The sequence below is a fragment of the Tianweitania sp. genome (genome assembly GCF_032053605.1).
Lineage (GTDB): Bacteria > Pseudomonadota > Alphaproteobacteria > Rhizobiales > Rhizobiaceae > Tianweitania.
The window spans coordinates 1-21,099 of record NZ_DAMBUH010000009.1 but is presented as its reverse complement, the minus strand read 5'-3'; the positions used below and the strand labels follow the sequence as shown (position 1 = coordinate 21,099).

Genomic DNA, 21,099 nt, shown 5'->3' with positions numbered 1-21,099 from the left:
CATGCAAGCGCCGTTGATCGAACTAACCTCCATAACCAAGCGCTTTCCCGGAATGACGGCGCTCAATAATGTCGATTTCTCCATCGAGCCGGCAGAGATTGTCTGCCTTGCCGGCGAGAACGGTTCCGGCAAATCGACGCTGATCAAGGTGCTTTCCGGAATCTACCGCCCTGAACAAGGCCGGCTGGTCTTCGATGGCGAAGAGATCGCCACCCTTTCGCCGCGTGAGGCCATCGCGCGCGGCGTTCAGGTGATTTATCAAGATTTCTCGCTGTTTCCGAACCTCACGGTTGCCGAAAATCTCGCACTCAGTCGTTTCCTTGGCGAAAAGCGCCAGTTGATGAACCGGGCTGAGGCGCGCCGCATCGGACAAGAAGCGCTGGATCGACTTGGCGTTTCCATCGATCTCGAAGCTGAGGTCGGTTCTCTTTCAACCGCGGACCGCCAACTCGTCGCCATTGCCCGTGCCTTGATGTCGCCGGTGCGTCTGCTGGTCATGGACGAACCGACCACGGCGCTGACGGGCCGGGAAATCGATCGTCTCTTCGCATTGGTCCGCGAGATCAAAGCAAAGGGGATCGCGGTGCTCTTTGTCAGCCACAAGATGCGCGAGATGCTCGAGATTTCCGAGCGGATCGTCATCTTCCGCAACGGCCGCAAGGTCGCCGAGGGCTCGACCGCCGATTTTACCGAAGGCTCCATAACGAAGGCGATGACCGGGCAAGAGATCGGCGGTGAGGGATACGAAGGTCCGCCCTCTGACGCGCCCATTCGTCTTGCCGTTGCCGGTCTTTCCGTTCCTGGCCGGGTCGAGGATGTTTCATTCTCCCTGCGCGCCGGCGAGATCGTGGGCTTGTCGGGCCTTCTCGGTTCAGGCCGGACGGAACTTGCACTCGCACTGTTCGGCTTGTCTCCTGACCACGGCGGGTGGATCGAAATCGACGGGCATGCGATTGAAGCCAAGGAGGTCAACGCGGCAATCGACGCGGGCATCGCTTACGTGCCTGAGGACCGCTTGTCCGAGGGGCTGTTCATGACGCAGTCCATTGCGCGCAACATCAATGCCGGTGTGATCGACCGATTGTCGAGCGGACCGTTTGTCGACAAAACGGCCTTTTCTCAAGCAGCCGAGGATACGGTGTCCTCGTTGCGGATTGCCACTCCTGGCATCGAAAAGGCTGTCGGGCTCCTGTCCGGCGGCAATCAGCAGCGCGTCGTTATCGGGCGCTGGCTTCAAACCGGCCCCAAGGTGCTCATCCTCAATGGTCCGACCGTCGGTGTCGATGTCGGGTCCAAGGCCGAAATCCACCGACAGCTTCGTAAACTCGCCGTTGAGAACGGACTCTCGGTGCTGATGATTTCCGATGATGTGCCCGAGCTCATTCAGAATTGTAACCGCATCCTCTTGATGCATCGTGGCCGCTTGATCGACGAGATCCAAGCCGTTGGCGTGGAAGAAGACGACATCCATGCCCGTCTCAAAGGGCTCGACTGATGCGCCTCCCAGCTTTTCTGCACCGCTCTCAGGCAGCCGTCGCGCTCGTCCTCCTCGCCGCAATCGTCATCATCGGCGCGATCAATCCCGCATTCTGGCAGCCAGACAATCTTTTCAATCTGGTTCGCGCCAATGTGGTGATCGGCATCATGGCACTCGCGGTGCTTCTGGTGATGATCTCGGGCGGCATCGACGTCTCTTTCCCAGCCTTCGCGGCGGCGGCGATGTATCTGACTGTCATCGCCATGAACCATTTCGGGTATCAGGGGGTCGTTCTTCCATTCATCGCCGCGACGCTCATCGGCGCGTTTTGCGGGCTCCTGAATGCCGTGTTCATCCATACGTTCCGGATGATCCCGCTCATCGTCACGCTTGGCACCGCGTCGGTGGTGCGTGGTCTTCTGCTTGGGCTTGTTGGCACCAGTATCGTGAATATCGACCGGATGCCGCAGTCTCTTATCGGCTTTGGCCGGTCCACGGTTTCGATCGCCGGCAGCCAGTTGACGCTGATGATCTTCGTTTATCTCGGCCTTGCCGTTCTGGTCTGGTTGTTCCTGACCCGCACCATGCTCGGACGCGGCCTGCATGCCTACGGAGGCGATCCGGAATCCGCCCGCCGAGTGGGCTTTCCGACCCGGCGCATCGTTTATGCCGTGTATATTGCGGCAGGTGCGCTGGCGGGTTTCGCCGGTTTGTTGCATGCGTCGATGATCTGGCTGGCAAACCCGCGTGATTTCGTCGGCTACGAACTCGATGTCATTGCAGCCGTCGTGCTTGGCGGTGCCTCGATCTTCGGCGGCCGAGGCTCGGTACTTGGCACGATCCTGGGTGTCGCACTGCTCGTGCTGATCAAGAACAGCCTCATCATCCTTCGCGTCGACAACACCTGGCAAAGCGTCGTCGTGGGCGCGGTTATCGTCGTCGCCACCGCCGTCACGGCTTTGCGAGACCGCCGCAAGGCGAAGGCAGGGAGTTGACCCGTGGGCAAGTTCGATTTTCGCCGGATCATCGACCGGGACAACAACATCGCGCAGCTTCTGATCATCACGCTCGTGATCTTCGCGACCATGTCGTTCCTCGAACCAAGCCGGTTCCTGCGCTACTACAACTTTGAAAGCATCAGCTTCATTTTTCCTGAGCTTGGCATTCTCGCCATTGCGATGATGCTGGCCATGCTGACCGGCGGGATCGACCTTTCGGTGATCGGCGTTGCCAACCTGTCGGGAATTCTTGCCGGTGTGTTCTTTACCCGGATCATGGTGGCTGAGCCGGGTGCCACCGGCCTGGAAGAGGTCATGCGCGTTGGCTTGGGCGCGTTGCTGGCCATGATGGTTGGTCTGATCGCGGGGCTCATCAATGGACTGCTGATTGCAAAAACAAAGATCACGCCGATCTTGGCGACGCTCGGCACGGGCCAGATCTTCGTGGGGCTTTGCGTCGTGCTGACGGGTGGGCCTGCCATTACCGGCTTTCCCGCTTATTGGGGGCTGATCGGGAATGGCAAGATCTTTGGCATTGCCGCCCCGCTCGTTCTGTTCCTGCTTGTGGCCATCACGATCGCCCTCGTGCTTACGCGCACACCCTTCGGCACCAAGCTCATGCTGATCGGCACCAACCCACGCGCCGCCGTCTTTGCTGGCCTGCGCTCGGAGCGGATGATCATCCTGTCCTATATGACAACCGGCGTTCTGGCCTCGATCGCGGGTATCATGTTGTCTGGGCGAACAAACGCGGCGAAGTCCGATTACGGCACCTCTTATCTTCTTCAGGCGGTGTTGATCGCTGTTCTTGGCGGAACCAATCCAGCTGGCGGGCGGGGTACGGTGCTCGGTGTCTCGATCGCCGTGATCGCACTCATGCTGTTGTCCAGCGGCTTTCAGATGATGCGCTTCTCGAATCATTTGATCGACTTCATCTGGGGCGCGTTCCTGCTCATCGTCATCGCGATCAATGCCTTCAGGAACCGCGCACGATGACCATCACCCATCTTCGGCCTGCTTTTTTCGACGAGGTCGAACGGCCATGCGTTCAGCATGGCAAGCTGACCGCGACGCTCTTTCGGTATTCGACGGGCGTGGAGGCGATTCGCCTGTCCCATGCGAGGGGCAGCCTCGTCGTGCTGCCTTATCTTGGTCAGATGATCTGGTCGGCCGCGTTCGACGATGTCGACCTAAAGATGAAGAGCTTCTTCCCCGCGCCCCGTCGGGTCACGACGATCGGGGAAACCTACGGCTGCTTCGCCTTCCATTCCGGACTGCTGCGCAATGGCGTGCCCGGCCCCGAGGATGATCATGCCGCGCATGGTGAAATGCCTTGTGCGCCGATGGATACTGCCGCGATCGAAGCCGGCGAGGATGAGGAGGGTCGGTTTCTCCGGGTCCTGGGCACATATGACTATGCCATGGGCTTCGGCCCGCATTATCTGGCACGACCGAGCGTCACCTTGCGCGAAGGCAGCGCGCTGTTCGACATGGCCATGGTGGTGGAGAACCTGTCGGCCTCGCCGATGGATCTCATGTATATGTGCCATGCCAACTTCGCTTACGCGGAAGGTGCGGAGATCCTCCAGCAAACTCCGTTCGACGCTGTGTCGACACGCGTGCGCCGTGCCGTGCCGCGCCATGTTCGACCAAATCCCGAATACCTGGCCTTCATCGACAGGCTCGCTGCAGACCCCTCCCAGTCACGCTTCCTGGCACAAGGTGCAAGCTACGATCCCGAACAGGTCTTCTATGTCGAAGGACTGGAAACCGACGATACCGGCAAGACCCACGCCATGCTGCTCAGGCCACAGGGTGATGCATTCGCCATGCGGTATCGCCCGGATCAGTTTCGCAAGACCGTTCGCTGGATCCTGAACGGCGGCGATCAGTCCGTGGCGGCATTCGCGCTTCCTTCAACCTGCGAGCCCGAGGGCTACACCGCGGAGCGTGCGAAGAACAATGTTCTCCAGTTGAAAACCGGCGAAACCGCGTCCTTCGACGTGCGGCTCGGCTATCTCAACAAGGCGGAGGCTGTGGCTGAAACCGAACGTTTCGCATCCTATCGCTGAAGAGGCTTCCATGACCCAGAAAATTGCCGTTGTTGGCTCGAACATGATGGATCTTGTGACCTATGTCACGCGCATGCCCGATCCCGGCGAAACGCTGGAAGCACCGAGCTTCGAAATGGGGCACGGAGGAAAGGGCGCAAACCAGGCGGTTGCAGCCGCGCGTCTCGGCTCGGAGGTCATGATCGTCACCAAGGTCGGCGACGACGCCTTCGCGGATGCGACCATCCGCAACTTCGAAGCCAACAAGATCGACACGGCATTTGTGGGCAAGGTGCCCGGTGTCTCGTCGGGCGTCGCTCCGATCTTCGTGGACGCGTCGAGTGAAAACTCGATCCTGATCGTCCCGGGCGCCAACGCCCACCTTCTGCCCGGTGATGTCGATGCTGCCGCGGACCAGCTTAAAGCCTGCAATCTGATCCTGCTGCAGATGGAAGTTCCCGCGCCGACTGTTTACCGTACGATCGCCTGGGCAAAGGCGAACGGCGTGAAGACCGTTCTGAACCCGGCTCCTGCTGCCGCCGACCTCGACGTAGCGCGCATAGCAGCGGTGGATTTCCTGGTTCCCAATGAGACGGAACTCGCCATCTTGTCTGGATTACCGGTCGGTAGCGAAACCGAGGCTGAAACTGCAGCACGCAGTCTGATCAGCCGGGGTGTCGGCACCGTGATCGTGACCATGGGATCGCGCGGCGCGTTACTGGTAGAAGCTGGCCAGACGCAACGCGTCGATGCAGTAGACGTCGTGCCTGTAGACACGACCGGAGCAGGCGATGCCTTCATAGGCGCCTTCGCGCATTTCTTCGCAGGGGGTACCCCCGTCCTAGCCGCGCTCAAACAAGCTGCTGCTTACGCAGCGGACACCGTTACCCGGCGCGGTACTCAGAAGTCCTACGCGACGGCTGAACAGTTCGCCAAACGTCAGGCTGTCGGATAGACGACAGCGAGTGACCTGATCCCGCATCAGCCAAACTGCGAGCTTTCTGGGAAATGGCTGTGCGAGCTATTTCTCGTCGTGGTGGGCGCCTGTGTCCTTAATCTGCAATAAGCCTAGCTTGTTCAGGATGTAAGTATCGAAGTTTTGGGCGATCTGATTGAACAAACAGCTTTCGAGGCGAGGACCGTATTCCCTCGTTATGATATGTCGCCGGTAGCTGGCTATCGGTAGATGGGCATCGTCTCAGCCGCTTCTGAAGCGGAAGCGAACTAAGGCTTCCATTTCTAGGGTCTTCTAAGCCTTCGCGGGCTATCGAGGGTACCGAGAGCGGTCTACGGCCGCCTTTCAAATGCTTCTCTGATCAGCTTTCGGGTCCCCGTGAGTGCGCTCGATCGCGCGGCGCGCTGAATGATGGGGCACCTTGAGCCATGCTATCAGCATGGCTCAAGGTTCGTTCCGGATGCATTCAAACCATTACTGTTTAACGCTCATGTCGAAGGCACGAACCCAGTCGTCGCCGCGCGGCTGCCATGTCACCTTGTTCGAGACGCCGAAGGTGGCTGGCTGCTGGTACAGGAAGACGGAAGCGGCTTGATCGCACATCAGCTTGGTAGCTTCCGCGTAGATGGTCTTGCGCTTCTCAGGATCGGTCGTCGCACGGCCCTCATCCAGCAGTTTGCCGAAATCAGCATTGTTCCAGTAGTCGTAGACGTTACCGGGCGCAAACATCGTGAGCATGCCGTCAGCATCGATTGTCGGCCAGGCAAGACCCTGAACCGCCATCTGTGCCAAATCGCGCGCCTTGATCTGCTTGTTCATGAAAGCGCCGAAGTCGATCTCGCTGATCTTCACAGTAAGGCCAATTTCCTGCAGCTGAGAGGCGATAATTTGCGTTACCTCGTCTCCCTGCAAATAGGTGGAAACAGGAACTTCGACCTCGAGCGGCGTGGAAAGGTCGACGCCCGATTCTTCCAGAAGCTGAGCCGCTTTATCGGGATCGTAAGGGTAGGGCTTGAGGTCGGGGTTGTAACCGAAATAGTCCGGTGAGAGGATCTGGCAGTTAGACACCGTGGCCTTACCGTCGAAGATGGATTGAACGATGCCTTCCTTGTCGATGGCGTAGTTCAGCGCCTGACGAAATTTCAGGTTCTCCATCGGGTTCTTCTGATGATTGATCTTCACCAGCATCGACCGTGTTGAATCAACAGCATCCGCATGAGCATTGCCGGAAGCGTTGATGCGTTCGATCTCTGTCGTGGGAACGCCTGTCACGAGATCGACTTCGCCAGCCATCAAGGCAGCAACCCGGCTGCCGATCTCTGGAATGGTGCGGAAGTTGACGGTATCGAAGGCGGGCTTCTCGCCCCAGTAATCCGGATTGGCCTTCAGCGTGATGTGGTCGCCCGGCACGTTCTCTGCCACGGTGTAAGGGCCGCCCGACATGGTTTCGGATGCCGGATTGTGAGTTTTTGCCCATTCTGGCGGCAACAGGAAGAACATCGACAGTTGGTCGGCGAAAGCGGGGTAGGGCGAAGAGGTTTTCACCTCTACCGTCAGTGGATCAACCACGCGCGCGTCCGAGACCAGTTCGAACCAGGCTGCAATACGCGCACCGACCGCCTTGTCGCGCACGCGATCGAGATTCCACTTCACGGCTGCGGCATCGATCTTTTCGCCATTGGCGAAAGTGGCGCCTTCCGCCAGTTCAAAGCGCCACGTGACATCATCCACCATGGTCCACTTCTTGGCCAAGGCAGGCTGAAGCTTCAGATCCGGGGCGCGCAGGATAAGCGACGGATAGATGTGGCTGAGGACGCTGAGGTCCGAACCCACCGACGCGGTCATGTGCGGATCAAGCGTGTTGACCGACACGCGCATGGCGATCGTGACGGACTTGGCATCCTGGGCCGAGGCCGGCGCAACAAGCGGCAAGGTATAGGCCAGGGCGCCGGCGGCAACGCCGGCGAAGAAGGCAGTGCGGGACATCAACGGCATGCTGCAACCTTTCTAGAGCGGGAAGATCAGGTGAGAACGAAGTGCTGCGGGGCGACTTCCTGCAGGGTTTGTCCGGGCCGGGGACCATGCATTTCGAGGTCGAACTGAACGTGGCGTCGATTGCGCTCAATGTCGGGATCCGGCACCGGGATCGCGGTCAACAGCGCTTTTGTATAGGGATGGCGAGCATCGCCGAAGATCGCCTCACTCGGCGCCATCTCGACGATGCGGCCGCGCAGCATTACCGCCACGCGGTGGCAGAGATAACGGACCATGGACAGGTCGTGCGCCACGAAGAGGTAAGCTAGCCCCAGCTCATCCTGGAGATCCTGGAAGAGGTTGACGATCTGAGCCTGAATCGACACGTCGAGCGCGGTGATTGGCTCGTCCGCGACGATGAAGCTTGGATTGAGCGCGATGGCCCGAGCAATGTTGACGCGCTGACGCTGCCCGCCGGAAAACTCGTGCGGATAGCGGGTCATGAAGCTCGGATCGAGTCCCACCTTGCGGAAGAGCTCAGCTGTACGATCCTGCCGCTCGGAGCCAGGCGCAGTCTTGTGGACGACCATCGGCTCAGCAACGAAAGCGCCGACCGTCATACGCGGATTGAGGGCGGCATAGGGATCCTGGAAGACGATCTGCATTTCCCGCCTGAACGGCTTCAGCTCGGACGCCGACAGTCCGGTGATTGTCTGGTCCTTGAACAGCACTGTTCCGGATGTCGGCGCTTCCAGTTGGAGCAACACGCGGCCGGTGGTGCTTTTGCCTGAGCCAGATTCGCCCACCAGACCGAGCGTCTCGCCCGGAGCAATGTCGAAGCTAACATCGTCAACCGCCGAGATGCCGAAGCTGTTGCTGCCCAACCAAGTTTTGCGGCCGCCATAGCGTTTGACGAGGTTGCGAACGGAAAGAAGAGGGGCGTCGCTCATGCAGGCTTCTCCTGGCGAGCTCGAAGCGCCATCGGGAGATCGTACCAGGCGGCGACGAGATGGCCAGACATGCTATCGGGTACCTGGACCAAGGGCGGAACCTCATGAAAGCAGCGCGGCGTGGCAAACTCGTTGCGGGGCGCAAACGGATCACCTTGCTGCGAGTCAAGGAGGTTCGGCGGCTGGCCGGGAATCTGGTAAAGACGCCTCTGCGTGCGCGCTTCCCCATGTGGCAGAGACCGCAGCAAGCCCCAGGTATAGGCGCTGCGTGGTGTCTTGAAGATCGGGCCAACCGGCCCGCGTTCCATGATACGCCCGCCATACATGACCTGCACCGTGTCGGCCAATCCGGCAACCACGCCCATGTCATGGGTGATCCAGATGACCGTGGTGCCGAACCGCTTCTTCAGGTCACGAACCAGATCCAGCACCTGTGCCTGTACGGTGACGTCTAGCGCGGTTGTGGCTTCATCGGCGATCAGCAGCTTGGGATCGCAGGCAATGCCGATCGCGATCATGACGCGCTGTCGCATTCCGCCGGAAAACTGATGCGGATATTGCCGGATGCGCTCCTTCGCATGGGGGATGCCGACAAGCTCCAGCAGCTCGACGGCGCGTGCCTTGGCCTGCGAGCGCGACAGGTTGCGATGGCGCACCAAGGGCTCCATGAGTTGCCGCTCTACCGTCAGAACTGGATTGAGAGACGTCATGGGATCCTGGAAGACGAAGCCGATGCGCCCACCTCGAAGCTGGCGAAGTTCCGCTTCCGACATCTTGAGAAGGTCTCGACCTTCAAACAGCACCTCACCGGACACGATGCGGCCGGGCGGGCAGGGCACAAGCCCGACCATCGACAAGGCATGGACGCTCTTGCCTGATCCGGATTCGCCGACGATACCGAGCGTCTCACCATCATGCAGGGTGTAGGACACGTCGCTGACGGCATGAACGGTGCCAGCCGGCGTGTCGAAGACCACAGACAGGTCGCGGACTTCCAGAAGTGGCGCGCTCATCGGACGCTCCTTTGCCGCGGATCGAAGTAGTCTCGCAGCCAGTCGCCAACGAGGTTGACGCTCAAGACAGTCAGCACGATCGCGAGTCCTGGGAATGTGACGATCCACCAGGCGCCGGACATATAAGTACGCCCATCCGCAAGCATGCGACCCCAGCTTGGTGCGGGCGGTTGAACGCCGAGGCCGATGAAGGAAAGAGCGGCATCCATGATGATGACACGCGCGAGTTCAAGTGTGGCAACCACAAGCGCCGGCGTCAGGATGTTCGGCAGGATGTGGCTGAACATGATGCGGGCGGTGGAAGCGCCGATCGCCTTTGCCGACAGGACGAATTCGCGTTCGCGAACCGCCAGCACCTGGCCGCGCACGATGCGCGCGTAGCGGATCCAGCTGGTGAGAGCGAGCACGATCACGAGGTTGGTTGTGGATGGGCCAACCGCTGCGACGACGAGCAAGGCGAGCAGCATCAAGGGCAGCGCCAGCTGGATGTCGACCAGGCGCATCAGCAGGCTGTCGACAAAGCCGCGAAAGTAGCCGGCAATGATGCCGAGTGTGACGCCGACGATGCCGCCAAGAACAACAGCGCCGCAGGCAATCAGAAGCGTTGTGCGGCTGCCGAACACGATGCGCGAGAGGATGTCGCGACCCAGTTGATCCGTGCCAAACGGGTGCGGTCCGGGACTGAACAGGCCCGTCCAGGTCGGTGGAGAAAGGCGTGCAGTCAGGCTGCCTCGGATGGGATTCGGCAAACCAAGCCAGGGTGCGGCAATGGCGATCGCCACGAAAACCAGCAGGATAATCCAGCCGAACAAGCCGGCCTTCGAACGAAAGAGGGCGGAGAAGAACGGCTTCACGGAACTCTCCTAACGCCGTTCGCGGATGCGGGGATCGAGCAGGCCGTAAAGCAGGTCGATCGCGAGATTGATCACAACGAAGATGAATGCGATCAGAGCAACGCCTGCCTGGATCACGGGGAAGTCCTTGGCCTCAATGGCCTGGATGATGAGGCGGCCAACGCCGGGCCACGCAAACACGGTCTCGGTCACGACGGAGCCGCCCAGAAGCTCACCGGTAATGATGCCGATCATGGTGACGACGGGGATCAGCGCGTTGCGCCCGACATGCCAGATGAAGATCGTTCGCGGCATCAGCCCCTTGGCGCGGGCGGTGCGCACATAGTCTTCCTTCAAGACGTCGAGAAGGTTAGAGCGCAGAAGGCGTGCGATCGAGGAACAAACGAAGACGGCCAGCGTGACGGCGGGCAGGATCAGATGGGAGATCGTGCCGTAACCACCGGTCGGAACCCAGCCGAGATCGACCGCAAAGAACAGGATGAGCATGATGCCCAGCCAGAAAACGGGTGTCGCCTGACCAAGAAGAGCGAAGATCATCACGATCAGCTCGGCGACGGTGCCTTTCTTTAGGGCCGCGATGGAGCCGGCTACGGCGCCGATCAACGTTCCCAAGATGATGGCAGCGGTCGCGAGTTCGAGCGTCGCCGGCATACGCTCCAGAACAACCTGCATGGCCGGTCGCCCGAACTGGAACGATTGGCCAAAATCGCCCTGAAAGACCTGGCCAATATAGGTAAGATATTGCTCGATCAGCGGCCGATCGAGCCCGAGTTGCGCATTCAAGGCATCGATCTGCTCGGCAGATGCACCAAGTGGCAGCAACAGGGCTGCCGGATCGCCGATGATGCGCGTGACGAAGAAGACGATCGTGAGCACGCCCCAAACCGCGATCAACGCTTCCAGAATCTTGGTCAGAAGATAGCGGATCACGCGATGCCCTTTTTAATCGCACTGCGGAGTAGTGCGCGCAAGGAAGTCGCGCACGGCAGCCATGACGGTGTCCTTCGCCTCGACATGCACCGCATGATTGGCGTTTGGCACTTCCAGCAGCTCTGCGTTGGGGACGCACTCCGCGATAAGGCGGGAGTGATTGGGCGGGCAGATCCAGTCCTGCGCGCCCACGATCACTAGGGTTGGAACCTTGATCTCGGGCAGGCGGTCGCGCAGGTCGTAGCTGCGCTCCTTGAAGAGCGCGTTGTGGGTTTCTGTATGCAGATGCATGGTCCGCACACGTTCCAGCGCCGCATCGGGATCGAACTTCTCGTAATAGAGCGGCTGGAAGGCAAGCCAGATGAGACGCAATTCCGTGTCGTCGATGACGGTGTCGGAGAAGATCTTGCGCAGCATTGCCTCCGACGCACTGGGTGCCTTGTGCAGGCGGGCGCGGAAGTTGTCGAAAGCGTCTTCCTCATTATGGTGGCTCGGCGCTGTGCCGCGCAGGATGAGCCGCGACAGACCCTCCGGATATTTGACCGCGTAGGTCAGCGCGATCATGCCGCCGAACGAACCGCCCTGAAGGATGATCTTGCGTCCGCCGCACTTCTCGATACGGAAGGCTTCGACGTCATCGGCGAACTGCTCGAATGTATAAGGGGGCGTCAGGCTCGTTTCGCCGCAGCCGCGCTGGTCATAGGCAATGACGCAGTAGTTGTCGGTAAGTGCGCTCCAGGCGCCGAACTCACCCTTTCGGTCGCCGATACCCCGCCCACCGTGCAGCGCGATGATCGTCTCGTCATGCTCGGTCCCGGCTTCATCATACACGAATGTGGCGCCGTTCAGGTCGATCGTTGCCAAGATGCAAGCCTCCGAGCGCGACTGCCCCGAGCCGCAGAACCATTGTTGGCTACAATAGAAACAGGAAATGGCGCCAATTTCAAATGCGAATCCTTGCAGTCAGCTAAAAAATATGCACGAGCAATTTTGATGAAGTTTTGAGCTTAGCCCTTGTCGGCCAAGGTGACATGTTTGGCCGTGACTTCTCGCAGGCGAGCGGCATCACGGGTTCTCAAGGCTTCCACCATCTCGAAATGTTCGCGTGCTGAACGTTCCAGCCTTGCGGGCGTGTTTCCGGCACGTTGAACCGCGATGGGGATGCGCCGTCGCAGATCCCAGATGATCTCGTTCATGAAATGATTGCGGCACGCCGTCAGCATCTCGCGATGAAAAGCGTGGTTAGCGCTGTCCTGTTCCATCACCGTTCCCGTCTGCAGCGTATCGGCAAACATTGTGGCGAGGTAGGACAAACGAGCTACAGTATCACTGGTAATATTCGCAACAAGCTCATCCGCAATTGAGGTTTCAACATAGGCACGAGCCTGCATTATTTGTTGCACACTCTCGCGGTCCACAGAAGGAACATAATACCCGCGATTGGGGACTTTTTGGACGATCCGCCTCGTTGTGAGGTGATCAAGAGCATGCCGAAGTGCCAGCCTCGTCGAGCCATATCGCTCTTCGAGGTCGATCTGCTTCAGCCACATGCCCGGAACGAGGACACCGCGATAGATGTCGGCTTCGATCGTTTCCGCTAAGGTCGAAGTGGCGGAAGGGGCGTCTTGCGTCATCAATCCTGATCCCGTCTCAGAGAGTTTGTTCCAGCACACGAAGCAGTGCTTCGGCACGCAGGCTTGTACCCTACCATTTGGCCGTTCGGTTGACAGCGCCTAAAATTGGCGCCAATCTGAGCAACACTGTCCTTGTTCCTCCTTTCCGCGAGGCTTCCATCTTGTCGAGCAGTTCTTCTTCCGGTGCCTCACGCCTTCGCGTCGGCGTGGATTCCGGCGGCACATTCACCGATGTCTGCGTCTTCGATGAAGAAAAGGGCGAGGTCTTCGTGTGGAAGGTCTCAAGTACGCCACATGATCCATCCGAAGGCATCACAACGGGCATCGAACAGGGCTTGAAAGCTCTGCCTGAAGGGGAAGCAGATCCGGCCTCTCTGATCTATTTCGGTCATGGCACCACCGTCGGCACCAATGCGCTGATCACCGGACGCGGTGCGGACACCGGTCTGATCACCACGGAAGGCTTCCGTGACATTCTGGAAATCCGTCGTCAGAAGCGCCCCGATCTTTATGATCTGCAAACCGTAAAGCCGCCGATCCTCGCGTCCCGCGACAAGCGCCTCGAAGTGAAAGAGCGGATCCTGTTCGACGGAACGGTGGAAACGCCGCTGGACGAGGAGGACGTGCGCCGCGCGGTTCGCCGCTTGAAGGAGGAGGGTGTCGGGGCCATTGCCATCTGCACGCTCTTCTCCTTCATCGAGCCGAAGCACGAAGCCCGCATTCGCGCGATCGTGGAAGAGGAATATCCCGAAGCCTTTATCAGCGTCTCGCATGAGATCGCGCCGGAGTTTCGCGAATATGAGCGGCTGTCGACCACGGTCGTGAATGCCTATCTCGGTCCGATCATGAAGGCCTATCTCGACCGCCTTTCGCCGCGGCTGGCTGAGATCGGCGTTCATGCCGAACCGCATCTGACTCAGTCGAATGGCGGTGTCATCTCCTGCGAAACGGCCAAGACGCAGCCGGTCCGCACCGTTCTCTCGGGGCCTGCGGCAGGCGTCATGGCGGCGCTGGCCGTCGGCCGTTCCACGGGCTTCGACAATCTCATCACCTTCGACATGGGTGGTACGTCCAGCGACGTTTCGCTGATTGATCGCGGCCGTCCGCAGATGGCGAACGACATCGAGGTGCATGGCTATCCGCTGAAGGTGCCGATGCTCGACATCCATACGGTGGGTGCGGGCGGTGGCTCCATCGCCCATGTCGACAATGGCCTGTTGAAAGTTGGGCCGCGCTCAGCCGGTGCAGCTCCCGGCCCTGTCTGCTACGGACGCGGCAATGACGAGCCGACGGTGACCGATGCGAACGTCGTTCTCGGCATCCTCAACCAGACCCATTTGCTCAATGGCCGCATGCCGATCGATGCGTCGGCGTCGAAGGCTGCCATGCAGCGGCTGGCCGACAAGCTCGGCATAAGCGTGATGGATGCAGCCCAAGGCATCATCCGCGTCGTTGTCGCCAATATGGCGAAGGCCATCCGAGTCATCTCCGTGGAGCGCGGCTATGACCCGCGCGATTACGTGATGCTCGCTTTCGGCGGCGCCGGCCCGATCCACGCCGCTCGGCTTGCCGCCGAACTCGACATTCCCCGCATCATGATCCCGAAACATCCCGGCATCATGTGCGCCATGGGCCTTCTGCAGTCGGATCTGCGCACCAATATCGCGCTGACCCGCATGACGCGGCTCACCTCGGACGCGCTTCGCCTGCTTGAAGACGGGTTTGCTCAGCTTGAAGTGCGTGCAGCCGACTGGTTCGCCGCTGAAGCGATCGCACCGAAAGCCCGGGCGCTGAAACGTGCCGTCGACATGCGCTATGGCGGCCAGGGCTATGAGCTGACGATCGATTGGCCGGAAGGTGTGGGGGAAGACGCGATCGTCTCTGCCTTGCGCCGCAACTTCGAAGACGCACACCGGCAGCTCTACGGCTATGTCGCAGCCGAAGAACCGATCCAGATCACGACGCTGCGCATCGAAGCGATCGGTCACGTGCCCAAGGCGGAACTGAAAGCCTATCCGGTAGCGGAAGGCTTGGCAAAAGACGCGATCGTCGGCGAACGCCGGGTCTATCTGCCCGAACTCGGCGACTTCGTAGCCGTGCCGCTATATGACCGCGCTTTGCTCGGCCCCGGCCATGTCGTGACTGGCCCGGCGGTCATCGAGCAGATGGACTCCACGACCCTGGTGTTGCCCAAGCAGACCGCCACCGTCGATCCCTATCTCAACCTCATGATTGAGGCCCAGGCATGAACGCCCACCAACCGGTCGTATCCGAACCGCTGCGCGTCGATCCCGTCACCACCGAGGTGATCGGCAGTGCTTTGTCCACCATCGTCGAGGAAATGGGAAAGGCGATTGTGCGCGCGGCCTATTCCACCAACATCAAGGAGCGGCAGGACTGCTCGACGGTGATCTTCGACACCGAAGGCCGCACGGTTGCGCAGGCCGAGCGCATTCCGGTTCATCTCGGCTCGCTGCTCGGCATTTCCGAATGGGTGATGAAGAATGTCGATCTCGCCACGGTGGAGCCCGGCGATGTCTTCATCGGTAACGACGCGCATACCGGCGGCGGAACGCATCTTAACGACATCGTCTTCCTGGAGCCGGTGTTCTTCGAGGGCAGGTTGGTCGCCTGGGTGACGAACCTCGCCCACCATTCCGACTTCGTCGATCGTGGCCACGCCCACATCTATCAGGAAGGCCTGCGTATTCCGCCGATACGCCTTTACCGCAAAGGCGTGTTGCAGCAGGACATCATGGATCTCGTGCTCCTGAACTGTCAGGTGCCGCACGAGCGCATCAACGATTTTCGCGCACAAATGGCCGCCAATCGCCTTGGCGTTCAGCGCTATCAGGCGCTTTGTGCAAAATATGGCGAGCCCACGGTGCGCGCGGCCAGCGCCGAAGTGCTGGATTATGCCGAGCGCAAGACGCGCGCAGGCATCCGCACCATTCCAGATGGCTTGTACGCTTACAGCTGCCGCTTCGACACGCCGTCTTACGACCAGGTGCTCGATCTGAAGGTCAAGGTCGAGGTGAAAGCTGACGAGATCACCATCGATCTGCGCGACAATCCCGAGCAGGTGCGCGCCGGCATCAACATGGTCTATACGGCCACGCTCGCGACCGTCTATTTCGCTGTGAAGTCGCTGGTTGATCCCGACATTCCCGCCAATTCCGGCTTCCATCGCCCGATCCATGTGATCGCGGATGACGGGTCGGTGTTCAAGGCGGTATCGCCGGCTGCCGTTTATACCCGCACAGATATCGGCCAGCGCCTCGTCGACATGATCTTCACTGCGCTCTCGTCTGCCATTCCCGATCGCATTTGCGCTGCCTGTACCGGAGGCGGGCTGGTGACGCTCAGCGGCACGCATCCGCGCACCGGCCGCTTCTATGTCTATAACGAGATGAACGGCGGCGGCATGGGCGCGCGTGCAGCGCAGGACGGGCTGGATGGCGTGCAGGTGCACACCACCAACACCGCCAACATTCCGATCGAGGCGCTTGAGTTCGAACATCCCGTGATGGTCGAGCGCTATGAACTCGTGCAGGATTCCGGGGGTGCTGGAAAATGGCGCGGCGGCATGACCATGCGGCGGCGAATCCGTGTGCTCGACCATCTGGCGACGGTCAATGCCGGCGGCACGAACTCCATCGTTGCGCCCTGGGGCCTGTTCGGCGGACGCGATGCCACGACGACCAATGTGGAACTCGGCGAGGGCGTCGCCCCCTTGAAGAACCGAAACGGGCGTGTCGGTCCCGGCCAGACCATCGTGATGGTTGCGGCGTCGGGCGGTGGCTACGGCGATCCGAAAGAGCGTGACCGTGAGCTCGTGCGCCGTGACCTCAAGGAAGAGCGCATTTCGGAAAAAGCTGCTCGCGAGATTTACGGTCTCGACATCTAGGCCATTGAAGCCGTCCAGCCATTTGTCCCTGAGGTAGTCATGCGCGTAGCGATTTTGGGAGCCGGCGGTGTCGCCTGCGGAATGGCGGCCTTCCTGCACGAGGCCGGGCATGAACCGGTGCTCTGGTCGCCAACGGGGAAAGGCACAGCCGGGCTGCTGAACGATGACCTTGTTTCCACCGGCGCAGTAGAAACGCGTTTCCGCGCCGCCGTCGCATCGAGCGCGGCGGAAGCCTTGGCGGAAGCAGATGTCGCGATTATTGCCTTGCCGGCGAATGGACATAAGGCGGTAATTGACGCTGCTCTGCCGCATATCTGTTCCGGTCAAACGGTGATCGTTAGCGCACAGCTTTCCATGGGGGCGTTGTACCTTGCCAAGGGTCTCGAGGTGCGCAATGTCGATGCCACGGTTGTGGCCTTCGCAACGACCGTCCTCATGGGACGCAAGACTGGACCCGCCAGCGTAACCGTCGGCGGTGTACGGGAACGGCTGGAGGCAGCTGTTCTTCCCGCTTCCGCGGCGCAGGAAGGACTGGCGACCTGCCGCAGCCTGTTCGGCGACCGCTTCCGTCTGGCGGCGAACCTTCTCGCCATCGCACTGTCGAACCTCAATCCGCCGATCCATATGGCAAGCGCGCTTTGCAACCTCACGCGCATCGAAAAGGGTGAGTATTGGGCGAACTACGACGGGATCACGCCGGCCGTTGCGCGTTTGATCGAGGCTCTGGACCGCGAACGCCTTGCCGTGGCCCAGCACTTCGGCGTTTCCGTCCGCACTGTGGAAGAGCACTATCGCCTCACCTTCGGCTTTCCGGAGGGACAAGGCGTGGCTGAAATGGCAGCCGCCGTTCATGAGCGCCGCAAGGGGCCTCCCGGACCGACTTCGCTCGACACGCGCTTTGTGACGGAAGACGTTCCGTTCGGCATCGTGGCGGTGCTGGCCTTGGCGGAAGCCGCCGGCCTCGATCTGCCGCTTCATCGCGCGGGCGTGGATCTCCTCGGCGCGCTTTACGGCCGCGAATTCCGAGCAGAAAACGACCTTCTGCCTTTGGCCGATATCCGCGATCCGCTCGTCTTCGCTCAAGGCTAGATCATGAAGCCCGTCAGCGATTGGGGATGAATGGCATGATCGATCCTGCTGAAGCACGGGCAGAAGGGCTGAAGGCGCTTGAAGCGCAACTTGCCCGCGACTTCCTCAATCTTGAACTACCCGCAAAGCCCTGGGTACCGTCGCGATCTGTTGACGGCCAAATGGTTCGCGACGTTGTCGTAATCGGCGCCGGCATGTGCGGGCTCGCAGCCCTTGCCAAGCTGAAGCTCAGCGGCATCACCAACGTGGTCGCCTATGATGCTGCTGCAAAAGGCGAGGAGGGACCCTGGATCACCTTTGCCCGGATGCAAACGCTGCGTTCGCCAAAGACCCTCGCGGGCCCAAGCCTCGGACTTGCGCAACTCACCTTTCGTGCGTGGTTCACGGCACAGTTCGGCGATGCTGCCTGGGACGCGCTCGACAAGATTTCCAAGGCGCAGTGGATGGATTACCTGATCTGGTATCGCCATGTCCTCGCGCTCCCGGTCCTCAATGACACCCGCATGGTCGGCATCCGCGAAGAAGGCGATCATATCGCGATTGATCTGGAAGGTGCCGAGAATGGCCGTGTCCTCACACGGCATCTGGTCCTGGCAACGGGTCGTTCGGGCCTCGGCGGCTTTTCCGTCCCACCGTTCTTGTCGGAAATCGACCGCCGCTTCTGGGCTCATTCAGCGGATGTCATTGATTTCGATGCACTGAAAGGCAAGCGGGTGGCCGTGATCGGGGCAGGCGCTTCGGCCATGGATAATGCCGCGACCGCGCTTGAAGCCGGAGCAGGGCAGGTTGATCTCCTGATCCGGCGGACAGAAATGCCGCGTATCAACAAGATGACGGGCATCAGCAGCTTTGGCGTCGTTCACGGCATGCAGCACCTGCCGGACGCTTGGAAGTGGCGCTTTGTCGATTACACGCTTTCCAGTCAGACCCCGCCGCCACGCTCTTCGACCTTGCGCGTCTCGCGCCATCCGAATGCCCGTTTCCTGCTGGGCTGCAGCATCAACGGCGTGCGTGTGGACGGGAAAGCTCTCGAACTCGATACGAGCCTTGGCTCAATGAACTATGACTATGTGATAGCGGCTACAGGCTTCACGAACGACTTTGCAGGACGGCCGGAATTCGAAACCATTGCGCCTCACATCCGCACTTGGGCTGACGGGCGGCATACAAGCGAGATGGGACAAGCGCGGCCGGGTCTGAGCGATGCTCCCGACCTTGGTCCCGACTTCGAGTTCCTTGAAAAAGAACCGGGCGCCTGTCCGATGCTCAGGCACATCCATTGTTTCAACGATGCTGCCATGCTCACCCACGGCAAGGTCTCCGGCGATATTCCCGCCGTCAGCGCCGGTGCCGACCGGCTGGTGCGCGGCATCGCAGCCAGCCTCTTTGCGGCCGATGCGGAAACGCATTACGCCAATCTCCAGGCCTATGACACGCCTGAACTTCTCGGCGACGAGTGGGTCGATGCCTCACCCCTTATCAGAAAGGAAGGCGCGCTTTGATGGATGCGATCGACTTGGCCGCGGGCCTTCTCGAAGGAGACGCGCTTCATGTCCTGCGGCGGCGCCGGCCTGAGTTTGTTGGTGGCGCAGAAGCCTGCCGTGCAGCGGTGCTGCATCCGCAAAGCAAACATGGTTTGGGCCGCGATCTGCGTGCTGCATTGGCCTGCCGGATGGTCCGCTTGAATGCAGATGATGAACTGACCTCCGAGTACCAGGCCATCTTGCAAAGTCTCGCGCCCTCACAGGAGCTTCTCGTGCTCGCGGAAGGCGGCCGCATGACCGTCGAACCGCTGGCGACGATCGCACGCCATGTCGATCTGGTGACCCTCACACCGACGGAAGCGCAGGCAGATCATATCCGCCGTTTGGAAGCGGCTGGTTTGACGAACCCTCAGATCGTCGCCCTTTCGGAACTGATCGCCTTCGTCAACTTTCAAACGCGCGTCGTTGCAGGTCTGCGCTTGTTGAGGTCCGCATGAGTGTCAAATCCGTTCGCTTGAAGCCGCTGACCTGGCATCCCCATATCGCGCCTGTCAGCCTGGAAGAAGCGACGGCCGAACAACTCGAGGCGATGAAGGTCACGCCGTCCGCCAAGAAAGTTTCGGAATATGTGCGCACGCTGGCCCATGATCCCGAAAGCTACGTTGCGCGGACCGTCCTCTTCAACGCTATCATGTATGCGGAAGGTGGTCTGCCGCGGCCGGATCGTGAACTGGGAGCGCTCAGCGCCTCGATCGTCAATGGCTGCCGCTACTGCGCCGTCGTGCATGCGCGCCAACATGCTAACCTGACAAAAAGCGACGACGTGGTCACCGCGCTTTACCTGGACCGCCCGATAGACCTTTCTGAAAGAGACCGTGCGATTGACACCTTTGCACGACGCTTGTCGCGAACGCCGTCTGAAGCCACTGAGGTAGACATAGCCGCGCTACGCGTAGCAGGGTTAAATGACATTGAGATCCTTGATCTCATCCATTCGATCGCAATCTTCGGCTGGGCTAACCGGCTCATGCATGTGCTCGGACATTCAACTCGGGCGGCTTAGATGCAACAGGCCGTTCGTTGTTGCTTTGCGCAAAACTGTTTGCTTCAGAAAAGCACTGATATCGACCGGGTTTGGCTGCGGGCAAATCCACAATCATCCGCTTCTTCGGATCTTAACTATGGCTTCCAGTCACGGCCAAGATCAGGCTTTTGTTTACTTCGTTAGCCTTGCCCATCACGGCCATCCTGCTGCGCTTGTGCCGAAGTTGCAATCACTCAAACGCTTCAAGACATAGTATGCTGAAGGGATGCTGCGCGAGAAATTTGGTTCGTCTTCGGCGCGGCTGCCTGACACCCATGGCGGGCGGTTGAAGAACTTGTAGGAGGCTGGAAGCTGCCTTCTTTGCGTTCAGAGCGGCTGCCTTGTGTGTCTAGCGGCATCCGATGGTGGAAACCATGCCGCCAGCATGCAGGCGAGAAAGCTGCAAAAGCCGACTATCGCTATCGCTGAACCACGCTGCTGTCCATCGTATTCGGCGCTGGGGGAATGATACCGGTTTCCCGATTATGTCACGTTAAACCCGCTCTTGAACGGCTTACTGGCCTCGAAGTCGCTGAATGCTGGCAGGAGATGCCTGACTACGCCGATGGCACACCGCCTCTATCTACTCAGCAAAATGTTGTGGGCAGTGTGTCACTACCAACCTTCGGATCTAGGCTCCCGCAGGACCTGAAATGCTTCATCCAGCTTGAGCTGGGCTGCGTCTGCCTTGATCAAGCC

At 60.1% G+C, this 21,099-nt stretch carries 18 protein-coding genes; 11 read left to right on the top strand and 7 right to left on the bottom strand.

Going from position 1 to position 21,099, the window contains the following annotated elements; all coding sequences use genetic code 11:
* Position 1: 1 nt before the first annotated feature.
* The 5 genes from RTX98_RS04020 to rbsK are packed head-to-tail and all read left to right on the top strand — an operon-like array spanning position 2 to position 5,481.
* Positions 2–1,495 carry a sugar ABC transporter ATP-binding protein gene (locus RTX98_RS04020; RefSeq protein WP_312794767.1) on the top strand — a complete coding sequence of 498 codons (1,494 nt, stop codon included), beginning with the start codon at positions 2–4 and terminating at the stop codon, positions 1,493–1,495.
* On the top strand, positions 1,495–2,472 hold the full coding sequence (locus tag RTX98_RS04015; protein ID WP_312794765.1) for an ABC transporter permease: 978 nt from the start codon (positions 1,495–1,497) through the stop codon (positions 2,470–2,472). The genes RTX98_RS04020 and RTX98_RS04015 overlap by 1 nt, the downstream gene beginning before the upstream one ends.
* A 3-nt stretch (positions 2,473–2,475) precedes the next feature.
* Positions 2,476–3,471: an ABC transporter permease gene (locus RTX98_RS04010; protein ID WP_312794763.1), complete on the top strand. Its 996-nt coding sequence runs from the start codon at positions 2,476–2,478 to the stop codon at positions 3,469–3,471.
* On the top strand, positions 3,468–4,547 hold the full coding sequence (locus RTX98_RS04005) for an aldose 1-epimerase family protein (protein ID WP_312794761.1): 1,080 nt from the start codon (positions 3,468–3,470) through the stop codon (positions 4,545–4,547). Before RTX98_RS04010 ends, RTX98_RS04005 begins: the two co-directional genes overlap by 4 nt.
* A gap of 10 nt (positions 4,548–4,557) precedes the next feature.
* On the top strand, positions 4,558–5,481 hold the full coding sequence (gene rbsK / locus RTX98_RS04000) for a ribokinase (RefSeq protein ID WP_312794759.1): 924 nt from the start codon (positions 4,558–4,560) through the stop codon (positions 5,479–5,481).
* A gap of 474 nt (positions 5,482–5,955) precedes the next feature.
* Here the strand turns inward: rbsK and RTX98_RS03995 are convergent, their stop codons facing one another.
* The 7 genes from RTX98_RS03995 to RTX98_RS03965 form a co-directional block, all read right to left on the bottom strand.
* On the bottom strand, positions 5,956–7,467 hold the full coding sequence (locus RTX98_RS03995) for an ABC transporter substrate-binding protein (protein ID WP_312794758.1): 1,512 nt from the start codon (positions 7,465–7,467) through the stop codon (positions 5,956–5,958).
* A 35-nt stretch (positions 7,468–7,502) separates the two neighbouring features.
* Complete coding sequence (locus RTX98_RS03990) at positions 7,503–8,405, bottom strand: ABC transporter ATP-binding protein (protein ID WP_312794756.1); 903 nt, start codon at positions 8,403–8,405, stop codon at positions 7,503–7,505.
* Complete coding sequence (locus RTX98_RS03985; protein WP_312794754.1) at positions 8,402–9,418, bottom strand: ABC transporter ATP-binding protein; 1,017 nt, start codon at positions 9,416–9,418, stop codon at positions 8,402–8,404. The genes RTX98_RS03990 and RTX98_RS03985 overlap by 4 nt, the downstream gene beginning before the upstream one ends.
* On the bottom strand, positions 9,415–10,272 hold the full coding sequence (locus RTX98_RS03980) for an ABC transporter permease (RefSeq protein WP_312794753.1): 858 nt from the start codon (positions 10,270–10,272) through the stop codon (positions 9,415–9,417). Before RTX98_RS03980 ends, RTX98_RS03985 begins: the two co-directional genes overlap by 4 nt.
* Positions 10,273–10,281: 9 nt before the next feature.
* Positions 10,282–11,202 (bottom strand): ABC transporter permease, encoded by a 921-nt coding sequence (locus RTX98_RS03975; protein ID WP_312794752.1) that lies wholly within the window; start codon positions 11,200–11,202, stop codon positions 10,282–10,284.
* A 12-nt stretch (positions 11,203–11,214) separates the two neighbouring features.
* Positions 11,215–12,066, bottom strand: a complete 852-nt coding sequence (locus RTX98_RS03970; protein ID WP_312794751.1) for an alpha/beta hydrolase — start codon at positions 12,064–12,066, stop codon at positions 11,215–11,217.
* A 143-nt stretch (positions 12,067–12,209) separates the two neighbouring features.
* Positions 12,210–12,836 carry a GntR family transcriptional regulator gene (locus RTX98_RS03965; protein ID WP_312794750.1) on the bottom strand — a complete coding sequence of 209 codons (627 nt, stop codon included), beginning with the start codon at positions 12,834–12,836 and terminating at the stop codon, positions 12,210–12,212.
* Positions 12,837–12,997: 161 nt separating this feature from the next.
* Between RTX98_RS03965 and RTX98_RS03960 the strand changes: the two genes are divergently transcribed.
* From RTX98_RS03960 to RTX98_RS03935, 6 genes are read left to right on the top strand one after another with little or no spacing between them, the layout of a single operon-like run.
* Positions 12,998–15,085, top strand: a complete 2,088-nt coding sequence (locus tag RTX98_RS03960; protein WP_312794748.1) for a hydantoinase/oxoprolinase family protein — start codon at positions 12,998–13,000, stop codon at positions 15,083–15,085.
* On the top strand, positions 15,082–16,743 hold the full coding sequence (locus tag RTX98_RS03955) for a hydantoinase B/oxoprolinase family protein (protein WP_312794747.1): 1,662 nt from the start codon (positions 15,082–15,084) through the stop codon (positions 16,741–16,743). The genes RTX98_RS03960 and RTX98_RS03955 overlap by 4 nt, the downstream gene beginning before the upstream one ends.
* Before the next feature lie 39 nt (positions 16,744–16,782).
* Complete coding sequence (locus tag RTX98_RS03950) at positions 16,783–17,832, top strand: NAD/NADP octopine/nopaline dehydrogenase family protein (protein WP_312794745.1); 1,050 nt, start codon at positions 16,783–16,785, stop codon at positions 17,830–17,832.
* 35 nt (positions 17,833–17,867) lie between these two features.
* Positions 17,868–19,334: an NAD(P)/FAD-dependent oxidoreductase gene (locus RTX98_RS03945; RefSeq protein WP_312794744.1), complete on the top strand. Its 1,467-nt coding sequence runs from the start codon at positions 17,868–17,870 to the stop codon at positions 19,332–19,334.
* Positions 19,334–19,813 (top strand): hypothetical protein, encoded by a 480-nt coding sequence (locus RTX98_RS03940; RefSeq protein ID WP_312794743.1) that lies wholly within the window; start codon positions 19,334–19,336, stop codon positions 19,811–19,813. The genes RTX98_RS03945 and RTX98_RS03940 overlap by 1 nt, the downstream gene beginning before the upstream one ends.
* A complete protein-coding gene (locus RTX98_RS03935; protein ID WP_312794742.1) occupies positions 19,810–20,379 on the top strand; it encodes a peroxidase-related enzyme in 570 nt (189 codons plus the stop codon). The genes RTX98_RS03940 and RTX98_RS03935 overlap by 4 nt, the downstream gene beginning before the upstream one ends.
* Positions 20,380–21,099: the final 720 nt, after the last annotated feature.